This is a genomic window from Pseudoalteromonas neustonica, assembly GCF_001653135.1.
Taxonomy (GTDB): Bacteria; Pseudomonadota; Gammaproteobacteria; order Enterobacterales; family Alteromonadaceae; genus Pseudoalteromonas; species Pseudoalteromonas neustonica.
In genome coordinates this window covers 20,923-35,721 of sequence record NZ_BDDS01000025.1, presented here as the reverse complement: position 1 = coordinate 35,721, position 14,799 = coordinate 20,923, and the positions used below count along the sequence as shown (strand labels likewise).

Annotated in this window: 17 protein-coding genes and 1 tRNA gene; 11 read left to right on the top strand and 7 right to left on the bottom strand. The window is 40.0% G+C overall.

Going from position 1 to position 14,799, the window contains the following annotated elements; all coding sequences use genetic code 11:
• Positions 1 to 9: 9 nt before the first annotated feature.
• The 3 genes from A7967_RS20155 to alr all read left to right on the top strand — a co-directional run bounded on the left by A7967_RS20155 (position 10) and on the right by alr (position 3,525).
• Positions 10 to 951 carry a DUF4097 family beta strand repeat-containing protein gene (locus A7967_RS20155; RefSeq protein WP_054206705.1) on the top strand — a complete coding sequence of 314 codons (942 nt, stop codon included), beginning with the start codon at positions 10 to 12 and terminating at the stop codon, positions 949 to 951.
• A 113-nt stretch (positions 952 to 1,064) separates the two neighbouring features.
• A complete protein-coding gene (gene dnaB / locus A7967_RS20150) occupies positions 1,065 to 2,444 on the top strand; it encodes a replicative DNA helicase (RefSeq protein ID WP_054206669.1) in 1,380 nt (459 codons plus the stop codon).
• Position 2,445: 1 nt separating this feature from the next.
• On the top strand, positions 2,446 to 3,525 hold the full coding sequence (alr, locus tag A7967_RS20145; RefSeq protein ID WP_064436037.1) for an alanine racemase: 1,080 nt from the start codon (positions 2,446 to 2,448) through the stop codon (positions 3,523 to 3,525).
• Positions 3,526 to 3,553: 28 nt separating this feature from the next.
• Here alr and A7967_RS20140 read toward each other — a convergent pair whose 3' ends face one another.
• Positions 3,554 to 3,793 (bottom strand): DUF2960 domain-containing protein, encoded by a 240-nt coding sequence (locus A7967_RS20140; RefSeq protein ID WP_054206671.1) that lies wholly within the window; start codon positions 3,791 to 3,793, stop codon positions 3,554 to 3,556.
• Positions 3,794 to 3,925: 132 nt separating this feature from the next.
• Between A7967_RS20140 and A7967_RS20135 the strand changes: the two genes are divergently transcribed.
• Genes A7967_RS20135 through A7967_RS20125 form a run of 3 tightly spaced genes read left to right on the top strand, consistent with a single transcriptional unit; the run spans position 3,926 to position 5,640 of the window.
• Positions 3,926 to 4,180, top strand: coding sequence for a YkoF family thiamine/hydroxymethylpyrimidine-binding protein (locus A7967_RS20135; RefSeq protein WP_054206672.1), 255 nt, complete (start codon positions 3,926 to 3,928; stop codon positions 4,178 to 4,180).
• An 18-nt stretch (positions 4,181 to 4,198) separates the two neighbouring features.
• A complete protein-coding gene (pnuC, locus tag A7967_RS20130) occupies positions 4,199 to 4,822 on the top strand; it encodes a nicotinamide riboside transporter PnuC (RefSeq protein WP_054206673.1) in 624 nt (207 codons plus the stop codon).
• Positions 4,823 to 4,830: 8 nt separating this feature from the next.
• Entirely contained in the window at positions 4,831 to 5,640 is an 810-nt protein-coding gene (locus A7967_RS20125; protein ID WP_054206674.1) for a phosphotransferase, read from the top strand.
• On the opposite strand, the gene A7967_RS20120 is transcribed toward A7967_RS20125, so the two are convergent.
• On the bottom strand, positions 5,637 to 5,819 hold the full coding sequence (locus A7967_RS20120; protein WP_054206675.1) for a hypothetical protein: 183 nt from the start codon (positions 5,817 to 5,819) through the stop codon (positions 5,637 to 5,639). The genes A7967_RS20125 and A7967_RS20120 overlap by 4 nt on opposite strands.
• Before the next feature lie 255 nt (positions 5,820 to 6,074).
• Between A7967_RS20120 and A7967_RS20115 the strand changes: the two genes are divergently transcribed.
• Positions 6,075 to 6,149 (top strand) — tRNA-Arg (locus A7967_RS20115).
• Between the two features lie 65 nt (positions 6,150 to 6,214).
• Positions 6,215 to 6,439, top strand: coding sequence for a Rho-binding antiterminator (locus tag A7967_RS20110; protein ID WP_054206676.1), 225 nt, complete (start codon positions 6,215 to 6,217; stop codon positions 6,437 to 6,439).
• On the opposite strand, the gene A7967_RS20105 is transcribed toward A7967_RS20110, so the two are convergent.
• Entirely contained in the window at positions 6,417 to 7,388 is a 972-nt protein-coding gene (locus A7967_RS20105; RefSeq protein ID WP_054206677.1) for a zinc transporter ZntB, read from the bottom strand. The genes A7967_RS20110 and A7967_RS20105 overlap by 23 nt on opposite strands.
• A gap of 150 nt (positions 7,389 to 7,538) precedes the next feature.
• Between A7967_RS20105 and A7967_RS20100 the strand changes: the two genes are divergently transcribed.
• The 3 genes from A7967_RS20100 to A7967_RS20090 all read left to right on the top strand — a co-directional run bounded on the left by A7967_RS20100 (position 7,539) and on the right by A7967_RS20090 (position 9,978).
• Positions 7,539 to 7,961, top strand: a complete 423-nt coding sequence (locus tag A7967_RS20100; protein ID WP_054206678.1) for an ATP-dependent zinc protease family protein — start codon at positions 7,539 to 7,541, stop codon at positions 7,959 to 7,961.
• Positions 7,962 to 8,027: 66 nt separating this feature from the next.
• Positions 8,028 to 8,933 (top strand): 30S ribosomal protein S6--L-glutamate ligase, encoded by a 906-nt coding sequence (gene rimK, locus A7967_RS20095; RefSeq protein WP_054455946.1) that lies wholly within the window; start codon positions 8,028 to 8,030, stop codon positions 8,931 to 8,933.
• Positions 8,920 to 9,978 carry a succinylglutamate desuccinylase/aspartoacylase family protein gene (locus A7967_RS20090; RefSeq protein ID WP_054206680.1) on the top strand — a complete coding sequence of 353 codons (1,059 nt, stop codon included), beginning with the start codon at positions 8,920 to 8,922 and terminating at the stop codon, positions 9,976 to 9,978. Before rimK ends, A7967_RS20090 begins: the two co-directional genes overlap by 14 nt.
• Before the next feature lie 56 nt (positions 9,979 to 10,034).
• Here the strand turns inward: A7967_RS20090 and A7967_RS20085 are convergent, their stop codons facing one another.
• The 4 genes from A7967_RS20085 to recQ form a co-directional block, all read right to left on the bottom strand.
• A complete protein-coding gene (locus A7967_RS20085; RefSeq protein WP_054206681.1) occupies positions 10,035 to 10,610 on the bottom strand; it encodes a mechanosensitive ion channel domain-containing protein in 576 nt (191 codons plus the stop codon).
• A gap of 53 nt (positions 10,611 to 10,663) precedes the next feature.
• Complete coding sequence (locus A7967_RS20080) at positions 10,664 to 12,373, bottom strand: POTRA domain-containing protein (RefSeq protein ID WP_054206682.1); 1,710 nt, start codon at positions 12,371 to 12,373, stop codon at positions 10,664 to 10,666.
• A 246-nt stretch (positions 12,374 to 12,619) separates the two neighbouring features.
• Entirely contained in the window at positions 12,620 to 12,919 is a 300-nt protein-coding gene (locus A7967_RS20075; protein WP_054206683.1) for a DUF3630 family protein, read from the bottom strand.
• Between the two features lie 15 nt (positions 12,920 to 12,934).
• Positions 12,935 to 14,758 (bottom strand): DNA helicase RecQ, encoded by a 1,824-nt coding sequence (gene recQ / locus A7967_RS20070; RefSeq protein WP_054206706.1) that lies wholly within the window; start codon positions 14,756 to 14,758, stop codon positions 12,935 to 12,937.
• Positions 14,759 to 14,799: the final 41 nt, after the last annotated feature.

Genomic DNA, 14,799 nt, shown 5'->3' with positions numbered 1-14,799 from the left:
GTCCCTATTATGAAAGTATTATGTTTATTATTAAGTGTATTACCCTTATCAGCATTAGCAGGTCAAAAGATCAATGAAATAGTTGATGTCCCTGTAAACAAGCGTGTATTTATTGAAAATCAACGAGGTGACATTCGCATCGAAGGGTGGGATAAAGCGCAACTTAAAATAGAAGGTGAGCTGGATGATAAGGCCAATGGGTACAGGTTAGAAAATAGCAATGGGCGGATTGAGTTTATTGTAAAAATGCCACGGAACGTCAACAATGGCTGGAACAGTGGTGATGGCTCTAAACTGACTATCTATATGCCGAAAACAAGTGAACTTGAGTTCGCAGGTGTTAATGTCACTATTAGCGCCAAAGATTTACACGCGGGCGCTGAGATAGATACGGTCAATGGCGATATCAATGTGCAAAGTCTCAGTGGTGACTTGAGCTTTGACACGGTTAATGGCGACGTTAGTGCGCAAGATCTTAATGGCGATATTCGCTTTGAAACTGTAAACGGTGAAATTAACGATAAAAACTCTCAAGGCACATTAAGGTTTACAGCGGTCAATGGCGATATAAAATCAACAACCCGCGCGCAAGATGTGCGTTTAGAGAATGTAAACGGTGATATAGATTTTACGTTTGATAAACTAAAAAGTTTGCGTATTAATACCGTAAATGGTGAAAGCGAAGTGCGGATTAATGAGTTAATCAAAGGTGCACAAATAACCTATGAGTCTGTTAGTGGTGATGCCGAGTTTTTCTTTCCTGCGAATGTCTCAGCACGATTTGAAATTGAAGCACATGCTAATGGTAAAATCGTCAATGAATTGAGTAATGATAAAGTTAAAAAAGCAAAATACGGCCCATCAAGTGAATTGGAGTTTTCAATTAATGGTGGTGATGGAGATATTGAAATAGATACCATCAGTGGGCGAATTGAATTACGTAAAAAATAACAATTCTACTTAATTAAAAAGTAGCAAGCGGGAAAAGAATTCCCGCTTTGCTATTTGCACAGCGTTACCAAGTCGATAGAATAGACGCAATTGTATTTTAGTATTGCGAAGTTATGGCTAAACCAGATAAACAAGTCGACACACTTAAAGTTCCTCCTCATTCCATTGAAGCAGAGCAATCTGTTTTAGGTGGCTTAATGCTTGATAATCAAGCCTTTGACCGTGTTGCTGAATTAGTCGTTTCGCAAGATTTCTATACACGTACTCACAAGCTTATTTTTGAAGCGATGGTTGAGCTTGCCGAGATTGGTGATCCAATCGATTTGATCACCATCTCAGAGAGCTTAGAGAAAAAGAATTTACTCAGCGGTATAGGCGGCTTTGCTTATTTAGCTGAGATTGCTAAAAACACTCCTAGTGCGGCGAATATCGATGCTTATGCGAATATCGTACGCGAACGTGCTGTAGTACGTGAAATGATAGGTGTTGCCAATGAAATCGCCGAAGCTGGTTTTAACCCTGAAGGGCGCACCAGTCATGACTTACTTGATTTTGCAGAGAGTAAAGTTTTTAAAATTGCTGAGCAACGCACAAAAAGCAACGATGGCCCGCAAAGTATCCACAGCATATTAGAAAAAACTGTCGATAAAATCGAAGAGCTATACCAGTCACCACAAGATGGTGTGACAGGGGTAAGCACCGGTTACGCTGATCTAGATAAAATGACGACTGGTTTACAGCCATCAGATTTAATTATTGTTGCAGCGCGTCCATCAATGGGTAAAACCACCTTTGCGATGAACTTAGCTGAACATGCAGCGATGACTCAAGATAAACCAGTACTTATTTACTCATTAGAAATGCCATCTGAGCAAATCATGATGAGGATGCTGGCATCGCTTGGTCGTATTAACCAAACCAAAGTACGTACTGGTCAATTAGATGATGATGATTGGGCACGGTTATCTTCAACCATGGGACTGCTCATGGAAAAAGGTAAAATGTTTGTCGATGATGCATCAGGCTTAACACCAACTGATGTACGTTCACGTGCACGTCGTATTGCGCGTGATCATGGCGGTATCAGTATGATCATGGTGGATTACTTACAACTTATGCGTGTACCAAGTTTGTCGGACAATCGTACCTTAGAGATTGCTGAAATTTCACGTTCACTCAAGTCATTAGCAAAAGAATTGAAATGCCCTGTGGTAGCACTGTCTCAGCTTAACCGTACCCTAGAGCAACGTGCTGATAAACGTCCAATTAACTCTGACTTACGTGAATCAGGCTCTATCGAGCAGGATGCCGATTTAATCATGTTTATTTACCGTGATGAAGTCTATAACGAAGACAGTACAGACAAAGGTATTGCTGAAATCATCATAGGTAAACAACGTAACGGCCCAATTGGTAAGGTGCGGCTAACCTTCCAAGGTCAGTTCTCGCGTTTTGATAATTACGCTGGGCCTGCGGTAGACGACGAATATTAATATGCGTTTAGCTATTGCTCAAATCAACTTAACAGCACTTGCAGATAACTTAGCGCAAGTGCGCAAGTTTGCGCCGAAAAGTAAGGTCATGGCGGTATTAAAAGCCAATGCTTATGGACATGGTTTAGTAAAAATAGCGCAGCATCTTAATGATGCTGATGCGTTTGCTGTTGCGCGCATTGATGAAGCTTTAGCACTTAGAGCGGGTGGGTTAACTAAGCCAATTGTATTGCTCGAAGGTTTTTTTCATCAAGATGACTTACCTATTTTATTGGCTAATAACTTTCAAACTATTATTCATGATGAAAATCAGCTTAAAGCACTTGAAGAGGCAAGCCTTGATGAGCCAATTAGTTGCTGGTTAAAAATTAATACCGGTATGCACCGTCTTGGCATTGCGCCTGCGCAACTCAATGATTTTTACCAGCGCTTGCAAGCAACGAGTAATGCTAAAGATACAATCAATTTGATGACACACTTTTCTTGCGCTGATGATCTACAAGATCCAAAAACAGCTGCGCAAATTGCCTTATTTGACTCTTTAGTACAAGGTAAACAACAAGCGCATTGTTTATCAAATTCAGCGGGTATTATTGCGTGGCCTGCCGGTCATGGTGAATGGGTACGTCCAGGTTTAATGATGTATGGCGTATCGCCAATGCTTAATGCGACAGGTAAAGAACATGGATTAAAGCCTGTGATGCGTTTAACCACTAAAGTAATAGCAATTCGTGATGTGGATGCGCAGCAATGTGTAGGATATGGCGGGCGCTGGCAAAGCACTAAGGCCACTAAGCTTGCTGTGGTTGCAATGGGATATGGTGATGGATATCCGCGCCATGCAAAGCAAGGGACGCCTGTGGTAATAGGCTCTAAACGTTACCCTATCGCAGGAAGTGTCTCAATGGATATGATCAGTGTGGACATTGGTGAAAACACCGCTGGCATTAAAGTAGGCGATGAAGTCGAGATGTGGGGCCCAGAGTTACCCGTTGAAGAAGTCGCCCAATGTGCTACGACAATTCCTTACGAGTTACTCTGTAATATTACCCCTCGTGTCAGCTATGAATACCTAGAGTAGCGAAATTTATAGCTACTCTTTAATATAGCTACTCTTTAATAAAGTACACATCGCTAAATCCCATACGTGCAAACTCTTGATCACGAAAGTTACGGACAGACGCTGAGCCTTTCGATGTCATTTCAATTTGCTGAACCATGCTGAGGTAGTTAGTTAAATCAATACCTTCAGCAGCTGCAATCGCTTGATACATATCGTGGTATTTATCTTTTGCAAAATTAATTTCGCGAGGTTGATCTTTAAATTTGTAAGTAATGCGTCGTGCCATGAGAAACTCGTAAACGGAATTAAATTACAGTGATTTTACACCTTCTTTTACATCCACTCTACCTTTGAATGACTTGTGTCTGGGGTCACGTTACAATAGTTATAATTTTCGTCGTTAATATCAAGGATTATCATGAAATTATCAGTAGAGATCAGTAAATACCCACTTCATCAAGATTATATTCCATTTATTAAAGGTTTTATTGATCGTTTAAATGAATATGATGATTTAAAAGTAATAACAAATACGCTATCAACACAGATTTTTGGTGATTACGATTTGGTAATGTCAGTGTTAAATACAGAGATAAAACGTTCATACGAAGAGTTTGGTAAGGCTATTTTTGTTTGTAAATTTCTAAATGGTGATCTCTCTCCTGAACTTTAAAGTCTAAACGGATCAATTATGGAATTTATAACACAAACGCTCGCAGGGTTTACCGCGATGTCGTATTGGGAATATATAGCCGTAGCACTCTCAATGGCGTATTTATTGTTAGCAATAAAAGAGAACCTTTGGTGTTGGCCTGCTGCATTCTTAAGCACATTTATTTATACAATAATGTATTGGAATGGTGCCTTGTTAATGGAGTCACTGCTACATTTTTATTATATGTATATGGCAGTATATGGCTGGATAGCCTGGCGTAGAGGGGGGGACAACTTACGTGAGTTAGTGATTACTTCATGGACGCTAAATCAGCACTTAGTGATTATTGTAGCGACTTCAATCGTTGCAGTAATACTGGGCTATGTTATGACTAATTACACCCATGCAGATTTTGCTTATTTAGATAGCTTTACTACCTGTTTTGCTGTGGTAACAACTTACTTAGTTGCTAAAAAAGTACTCGAAAATTGGTTGTATTGGATAGTTATTGATACAGCTTCGATGTATTTATATTACGAGAAAGGCTACTACCCAACATTAGCATTATTTGTATTTTATACCATTATGGCTGTGTGGGGGTTTAAAACCTGGTACGAAGAATATGAACAAAATCAAGCCAAACCCTTAGCGCAATTATAAGGAGCTGTATGACTGATAATGAAATTAGCGGTATTTTTGCCGCTTTTAATTCTCGATTAAAAATATTCAGTATTGAGCGTCTTCATAACGGCTTAAGTAACGACAACTTTCTAGTACGTACCAAGCAACATGCTTATTTGCTAAAGTTTTACCGTGAACATTGGCCTACCGTCGGCTTGTCGGCGCAAGCTTTATTTGCCAAAAAGCAGGTGTGCCCTGAGCTTTTATGGGTAGATGAAATTAACCAATTTGCTATTTTTGAGTATATTGAAGGCGCTATCACCAATAATAATTATACCCCTGAGTTAATAAATAAATTGGTCGCTTTACATCACCATCAAGTCGTTACGTTACCTATGGACATCAAACAAGAGCTTGATCACTATCGTGATACCTCACTTTATCAACATTATAAAATTATCATTGAGCAAACGTTGTCACAGGTTGAACTATTTCCACGTGATAGTGGTTTTTGTCATAATGATTTAGTTAAAGAAAACATTATAGAAAACCCCTATGGAATGTTTTTAATTGATTTTGAATACGCGAAGACCAATGACGTATACTTTGATTTAGCCGCGATTGTAGTCAGTTGTGAGCTTGATCCAGTTGAGAAGGTAGGTTTACTCGAGACGTATCAGCGATCGTTGCCTATACAACATCGATTTACAGTATCGGTTAGAAAGCTTGAGTGCTACCAATTAATATTTTTGCTGTTATGTATTCTTTGGTATAGCGCACGTTCGGTGGGTGATAAGGTAACCGTTTTACGTACGCAATTAGACCGTTTAATTAATTTACGCTTTAGTAAGCCCTAAAGACCACCAAAGCGTGCTGCAAGTTCTTTATATTTAGTGACTTCATCAGAATCAAATAAAGGCTCACCGTTCTCATCGACTGATTTTGAAATTAACAAACTTTCTCGCGCAAGGCGCTTAACACGTTCTGTTTTTACACCTAAAAATTCAGCGACTTGCTCGGTTGACATTAAACTCATAAATACTTCCTCTTGTTAAACCTTTTACACGTGCTTGATAAGTACGTCTCTAGTATAGATATGTTGCAAAATGGTTATTAATTTTTACTAAGTATAATTTAATAGCTGTTTTTTGCTTGCTTGTGAAGCAATTTATTATAATTTGCTGAATTAATAGGCATATAGGCGATAGAAGCTAGCATTTAGTTGCAGATGCCTTTATTATTGCTGATGCCTAAGCACTGATATCGCGAGTTGGTGTGGCGGCACAAATGTGCTCTCGTGGTGAAATGGATATCACGTGGCCCTCCGGAGGCTGAGTTGTAGGTTCGATCCCTACCGAGAGCGCCATTTGCTATTATTTTTCTTCTCTTTTTCTTCCTGCTACACTTTAGTTTTATCAATGATTAACGCCAATGACTTATCAACCAATAAAATGCAGTGATTACGATCAATATGAATTGTTTTGTATGCACTTTTCAATGGTTAAAATAATTACCACGGATAATACACTGGTAGTAGGTAATGCTAAAAATTTACTAAACCTTAAAGGGGAAGGTGAATTTTTACTTATTGAACATCAAGAAAAAGGCGAACAAAGAGTTCGCCTAGATCATATTAAAGCCATTTCTTATTTTTAAAGTAAATACCAATACTGCTCGTAAGTACAACTAAAAAAAGCACAAATAAGCTAAAGGCATAAGGGCTATCAGTGCCTGGAATACCACCAACATTAACGCCGAGCAAACCAGTTAAAAACCCCAGAGGTAAAAATAAAGCCGCGACAACCGACATCACATACATACGTTGATTTAATTGCTCAGATATTTGGTTGGTAATCGTTTGTTGAATTATCTGCGCGCGCTCGATAGAGCTGTCTAACTCTTCAATAAAACGAATAAGCATGTTCGTTGTTTCGTTTAGTTTCGCTTTATCGTTTTCATTGAGCCAGCTATATTTATTTGCCATCAATGTACTCAGTGCTTCTTTTTGCGGTCTAATATAGCGTTTTAGGCCAATTGATTGGCGGCGTAATTGTGACAAACCTTGATTATCAAAACGCTTGGTAGGTTCATCAATTTCATCTTCAAATACATCTAACGTATCGTCTAAACCATCAATAACGCCTTGCATACGAGACGTAAGGTTTTGCGCTAATTGACACACTAATTCAGAAATACTGCTTGGCCCAGTATTTTCATGTAATGAAGCAAGAATATCCTGCACCGATAGCAATCTACGTTTGCGTGTTGTTATTACTACATTTTCATTAATAAACAAACGAATAGACACCATGTCCTCAGGGCTTTGTGCCGGATTTAAATTTACACCACGTAAAAACAGCATACAGCCATTTGTCGCTCTCGCTATACGAGGACGAGTTTCTTCTGCAGTCAATGATTCTAGCTCGTAATCAGTTAAAAAATCACAGCTTTTTAGCCATTCAACAGCGTCGCTTTGGCTATAATCCATATGCACCCATAATTTCCCATGAGATGGCTGCCAATTGTGAAGTTCGGCACTGCTTTCGATTGCACGTGAACCGCCTTGCTCATCAAGTATGAGTGCATGTAATAAACCGTCGAACATAGTAAATTCTCATTATTAGTGTATTGTTTATATGGTTGACTATTGAGCTGATTAGGTCAATCAAATCGATTGATTGATTAGATAAAATTATTTCATTGGTCTTTTTGTGTGTGTAGCGTATAAGACACTTTTTTATTAAAGGGCACATTTATGACGGCAAAGATAATTGTTGGTTGGCGTGAGTGGTTAAGTTTACCTGAACTTGGCATAAATAAAATTAAAGCTAAGATTGATACGGGCGCCCGTACTTCATGTATTCATGCTCTTAATATTGAAGAATATGAACGCGATGGGGAGAAATGGGTAAAGTTTATTGCTCAGCCATTGCAAGACGACGAACACACTAAAATACAGTGCGACGTTAAAGTTAAAAAAATGAAGTATGTAACAAGCTCAAGTGGGCAGCGAGAGTTACGCTATTTTATTGAAACAATGCTTCATGCCGGAGATAAAAGTTGGCCAATTGAGGTGACTTTAACAAGTCGTGCAAGTATGAAGTTTAGAATGTTATTAGGGCGGACAGCCATGGAAAATCGTATAGTCGTAGACCCGGCTTTATCTCACTTATTATAAAAATGTGCCAAAGTTTTAACTACATAATAACTTAAAACAGAATATGCACTAGTAAAGGATTTGATTATGAAAATCGGTATTTTATCTCGCAACAAAAACTTGTACTCAACGCGTCGCTTAATTGAGGCCGCTCAAGCACGTGGGCACGAAGTTAAAGTGATTGACGCACTACGTTGTTATATGAACATTAACTCTGAACAACCAGAGATCCACTATCGTGGTGAAAACTTAAAAGATTTCGATGCGATCGTGCCACGTATTGGTGCGTCAGTAACATTTTATGGCTGCTCTGTATTACGTCAGTTTGAAATGATGAATGTATTTCCTGTTAATGAGTCAGTTGCTATTTCACGCTCTCGCGATAAATTGCGTTCATTACAGTTATTATCACGCAAAGGTGTAGGCATGCCAGTAACAGGGTTTGCAAGCAAGCCTGATGACGTGAAAGACTTATTGGAAATGGTAGGCGGTGCACCAGTTGTTATTAAGTTACTAGAAGGTACGCAAGGCATTGGTGTTGTATTAGCTGAAACACGTAAAGCGGCTGAGAGTGTTATTGAGGCATTCATGGGCTTAAAAGCTAATATCATGGTACAAGAATACATTAAAGAAGCTGGTGGTGCCGATATTCGCTGCTTCGTACTAGGTGATAAAGTGATTGCCGCAATGAAGCGCCAAGCACAAGAAGGTGAGTTCCGCTCTAATTTACACCGCGGTGGCAGTGCAACATTAGTGCGTATTACACCAGAAGAACGCAAAACAGCGGTGGCTGCGGCTAAAGCAATGGGCTTGAATGTAGCTGGGGTTGACTTACTTCGTTCATCACGTGGCCCATTAGTGATGGAAGTAAACTCATCACCAGGTCTTGAAGGAATTGAAGTAGCAACAGGAAAAGATATTGCAGGTATGGTGATCGACTTTATCGAAAAAGCCGCTGCAACTAAAGGAACGGCAACACGTGGCAAAGGTTAAAATCAATAGCTCTTTTACTTTATTAGGTGAAACTGTTGGTGTGGGTGAGCGTAAAACGCTCGCATTAGAGGCTGCAAAGCTTTATACACACTCGCCGCTAAATATTCCTATTGAAGTGGTAAATGGCGTTCATGCAGGGCCTGTACTGATGGTGTGTGCAGCCATTCATGGTGATGAGCTCAATGGTGTTGAAGTTGTTCGTCAGTTATTGGCTAAAATCGATCCTACGCAGCTACGTGGTACGCTTATAGCGGTACCGATCGTAAATGTATTTGGTTTTATCCATAAGTCGCGTTATTTACCAGATCGCCGTGATATGAATCGCAGTTTTCCTGGCTCTATCCGTGGCTCGCTTGCGGGTCGCATGGCGCACATGTTTTTCAGTCAAGTGGCAGTGCATTGCACTCATATTATTGACTTACATACAGGGGCTATTCATCGTACGAATCTACCGCAAATTCGCGCAGATTTAAGTGATGATGCTACCGCACAAATGGCAAAAGCATTTGGCACGCCAGCGGTGATAGATGCATCACTACGAAATGGTTCACTACGCAGTGAAGCGGCTAACTTAGGGATCCCTGTGATCACTTATGAAGCTGGTGAAGCACTTCGCTTTGATCCAATTGCGATAGCAGCAGGTGTACAAGGTGTTGATTATGTGATGCGCCACTTAAAAATGAGCCGCGGTAAACGTGCTAAAAAATTGCCAGAGCCAATTATTGCCAGCTCAACAAGTTGGGTACGTGCTGAAGTGGACGGTATTGTACGTGCGCAGGTATCACTTGGCGAGAAGGTTAATAAAGGGCAGATTTTAGCGTATATAAGTAGCCCATTAGGCGACTCTGAGTTAGAACTATTAGCACCACGCAGTGGTATTGTTATTGGTCAACAGACAATGCCGCTTGTTAATGAAGGTGATGCGGTGTTCCACTTAGCGTATTTTGCTCATGCAAACAGCTTGGTTGAGCAGCAACTTGAAACTTTTATCGATGAAATCAGCGATATTGAAGATGAGTTGAAAACAGCTGAATTAAATAATTAGTAAGCTAAACGTTATTTTAAAAGCCATTTGAGGATATCCTTAAATGGCTTTTTATCTTATAGCGTTTTTTTCGGGCCAATTACACGTTTTATAGCGACGGGCTTTGTAGGTTTAGGTTCTTTATTTAACACCATCACAGGACGCGTAACAAAGAGATTATTAGGGTAAATAACGCGGTGACCATCAATATGTTCAAGCACGACATTCATTAAACCCATTTCGACAATGCGGCCTTCGATAAAGTTAGCACCGTCAATAATGCGTACCCAATAGCCAACACGGCAATCATTTTGAATAAACATCAGTAAAAATGAGGTGAGGTTGCTTAAGAGTGACCAAGCAGCAAATAGTGCGACACCTAACATGGCAAATAATGATGAACCAAGTACAAGCAAACCGCGCAGCTCTATACCCCAAAACACCAGCACTAAACAAATCATTACTATGGCGAGTATAATTTTTAAAAGTAACTCAGCGCGGTATTTACGATGAATGTCGATTTTACCTTTAATTGTTTTCTCAAGCAGCTTTTTAGTCAGCTTTAAAAGTACAGGGAAAACTAAAAGCGCCACGACTGTAACAATAAGTTTATATTGCGTACTAAAAAGTTCGATGAGTTCGAGCAGTTCCACAATGAATCCAAAAAGGTATTAATAGCTCCGTAGTTTAGCGTTTTTGGTGTACTTTAAAAGGTATTTTTTACAGTGACTAACCATTGAATTGAGTCAACGTCATTGCTCTTGTCCAGTGGTGCTGCAATATCTAAATGAATGACTGTTCCTGCATTAGCGCGACTAGGGGCCAGCCTTAATCCGATACCTGCATTTTTTAATACTTTACCGTGATTAGTATTGGCTTGGTCGTTAAACCAAGCGCGACCAATATCAACAAAGGCAGCTCCACCGACTTTAAATAGTTGCAGTAAATCATATTCCCAGTAATAGCGTTTTTCTAAATTTATTAAAAAGCTACGATCACCTTGTTGATAGTCAAGCGGGTAGCCACGCAAGCCGTTTTCTCCGCCTAAGCTTAGTTGTTTATCGTGAGTAAGGTTTTTGGCATAGTCTAAACGTATTTTTGCATACCATGACTGCTTAGTTGTGGTATTTAAATAATATTGTATTTGGCTACTGGCGAATAGGTTTTCAACTTTACTTTGCTTTTCATTCCAGTTGCCATCAAGACTAGCTTGAAAACGCCATAGCGTGTTATCACCGCTAAAGTGGGCTTTTCTCGCATTAAATGAATAAATAGCACGGCTATCGTCATCACTAATTTGCTTATTTGAATACCCGAGCAAGCTTTGAATATTCCAGCCTAGATTTAAATCTTCGGTGCGGTAAATACTGTCAAAGTTTCGTACTTTAATGAAGTGGTCTTCAAACCAATGCCCGCTTACGTATGGGTAACTAAGTTGGCGTTCATCTGCCAATGGTGAAAATGTATTCACAGTTTTATTAAACGAGTGTTGTTCGTGCACATAGCCAACGCTTAAGCGCTGGGTCCAGCTATTTCCTAGTTGTTTTGAGTGACCAAAATGAATACGGTTATAATCAGTTTTTTGTTCAAATTCGCTGTACACTTCGCCACGTTGGTAGAGCGATTCTGTGCGTTGATCCGAGTAGCTGACAAGGCCATAACTGTATGGTGTATTAATTGAATAAAAAGGATATGTAAGCTCTAGTAGGTGGCGTTTTCCATCACTGTTATCGGAATACTCAATGCGCCCTCGATAACGAGTTGATAGTATATTTGGATCGTCATAGACAAATAAATAACCACTGCGGTCAGCGTCTGTAGTGCGTGAAAATGAAAGGCGTTTCCCCCAACCAAGTAAATTTGATTCACGAAAACCAATGCTTGATTTATTCTCTCCGCCACTGCGGCTAAAGCTAATTTCAGGGAGCAAGGTCCATAGGTCTCGGGTAACTACGTTTACGTCAACTTCGCCATTACAGTTAATCTCAGCATCAATTTTTGCATCATATAGATAGCCTTGACGTCTTAGGAGGCGTTCAGATTCGGAGAGTTTTTTAGGTTCATATTCTTCACCAGAACGAAATAGCAAAAGATTGTTTATTACATCTGGTTCTGTAGTCATGTGAACACGATTGGCAAAACGGAACAGGAAATTATCTTCTTCTTCAAGCGCCGTGTTAAATACATTGAGCTGTTCTAGGTTGATATTCCCAATACGAGCATTTGCGGTTTTTTCAGGTAATAATTCATCGCCATCAAGCTGACGACGAAGGTTATTTTCGCTGGGTGAAATGGTGCGCTGATTACTACAACTGCTTTTCCCTAGATCAATTGATTGTGCTTGCCCACTTTGACTATAGAGCATAGTGCTGGCACAGGAGAGAAAAATAAATGTAGTGAAACTGTTTGCGACCATTCAAACACCTTAGGTATGCGTAGTTAGTATTATCTTACTATACCCAAACCACCTCAAGATGCTAGTTTCAGTTGGATTTAAAAGCGATTTAGGCAACAAGGTATTGATTACAAGTAATAGTCGTTCTATTGTTAAAATCAATCCATTTTTACAAAGTCGCGCCTTGATATTAAGCCCTTTGAAACGCTGAATTTTGCGTCTTGAGGTGGCTTGGGTATACAGGTTAACTCATAGTATAAGTCTAGTTCATTGTTGCATTTGTGTTAGGAAATAATGCGTTAATGCGGCTAATAAGTGATTGGCTTCTTGGCCTTCGCCATTGATCCAGACACTGTTACTATAATGCTCGAAGTTTAAGTTAAAACCTTGCTGTTCATAATTAAAGCGCATTTGATGGCGGTCGGCTCCAGCTTCAAACTCACCTATTTTAATCTCAGAGCTGTGTAAAAATAAATGTGCCCATAGCTCAAAGTCGTCGTCATTGGGCATTTCACTTGGAGTGATTATAATCACATTGTGGCGGTTATCAAATTGGTATTGAGTCATGACATTACTCTGTACTTAGGATTGTGCTAAATAGTTACGAATTGCGTGCAAAAATGGGCCGCCGTATTTATTGAGCTTAGTAAAGCCTACACCCGACACTTTAAGAAATTCACTGTCGTTAGTGGGCATTAATTGTGCCATTTCAGCAAGTGTTTTATCATTAAAGACAACATAGGGTGGCACATCATCTGCATCGGCAAGTTCTTTACGTAAGGCTCTGAGTTTCGCAAATAACTTTTTATCGTAATTAAACTGTGCCAATTTATCTTGGTATACGTGTTTTGCTTGCAGGCGAGGTTCAGCCATCTGTAAGGCGAATTCGCCTTTTAAAATTGCTCGCGCACCTTCAGTTAATCGAAGAGATGAGCCTTGGGTTATATCTTGACTCAATAAGCCTTGATGAATAAGTTGGCGTAAAATACTGAGCCAAAACTCACTGCTATGATCTTTACCAATACCATAAGTGCTGAGCTGATGATGGTTGTTATCTCGAATTCTACTGGTGTTCGCGCCACGCAATAACTCAACAATGTAACCTAAACCAAAACGTTGCTCGGCTCGATATACGCAGGATAGTGCTTGCTGTGCGACTAAAGTGCCATCAAAACTTTTTGGCGGGTTAAGGCATATGTCGCAGTTGCCACATGGCTCTCGCTGATATTCACTAAAATAGTTAAGCAGTATTTGTCGGCGACAAGTTTGTGCCTCTGCAAAACTAGCCATGGCATTGAAACGTTGTTCTTCAACGCGACGGCGTTGCTCATCTTCTATATCTTCAAAGAACCGTCTTACGCGGCCGATATCAGCAGGGTCAAAGTACATAATTGCTTCAGCGGCTAAGCCATCACGTCCTGCTCGGCCGGTTTCTTGGTAGTAAGATTCAATACTTTTAGGAATGTCATAGTGCAATACAAAGCGCACATTCGGTTTATTTATACCCATTCCAAAAGCAACCGTTGCGACAACGATTTGAATATCGTCACGGGCAAAGCCGGTTTGTACAAATTGACGCTGTTCGTTGCTCATCCCTGCATGATAGGCCGCTGCATTCATTCCTGCATCGGCAATCTTTTCGGCTATTTCATCGACGCGCTTACGACTGGTGCAATAAATTATACCACTTTGATTTTGTTGTTCTTTTAAGTAGCGTAACAATTGTGCTAAAGGCTTGAATTTTTCTTCAATGGTATAGCGAATGTTTGGTCTATCAAAACTGCCCGTGTGTATATAGGGGGCGTTTAAGCCAAGTTGCTGCACAATATCAAAGCGAGTAGCGGTGTCTGCTGTGGCAGTTAGAGCCATCATGGGGACATGAGGGAAATGATGCTTAAGTTCGCTTAAACGGCAGTAATGTGGACGAAAATCATGACCCCAATGAGAAACGCAGTGAGCTTCATCAATCGCAAATAAACTGATATTTAAATGACGCAACCTCTCTAAAAATTCGTGTTGTAAAATTTTTTCAGGTGCAACATAAAGTAATTTAATTAAACCACTGTGTAACTGTTGGTAAATTTGCTGCTGCTCATCCCGATTAAGGCTGTTATTGATGTAAGCTGCTTTCACACCTAATGCCTGTAATTGTGTTACTTGATCTTGCATTAGAGAGATTAACGGAGAAATAACTACCGTTAACCCTTCAAAAGCTAAAGCTGGGACTTGGTAACATACTGACTTACCGCCACCAGTGGGCAGTAACACCAATGAGTCTTGCCCGCTTAATGCTGCATTGATAACCGTTTCTTGGCCATCACGAAATTCACTATAGCCAAACACTTGCTTAAGTATGGCTGCGGGAGTGCGCACTATGGTGCTTGATGTGGGGGTTTGTGTATTCATTGCGCTTATTTTAGAGCTTTTAAGTGACCTTGCATAGCTAC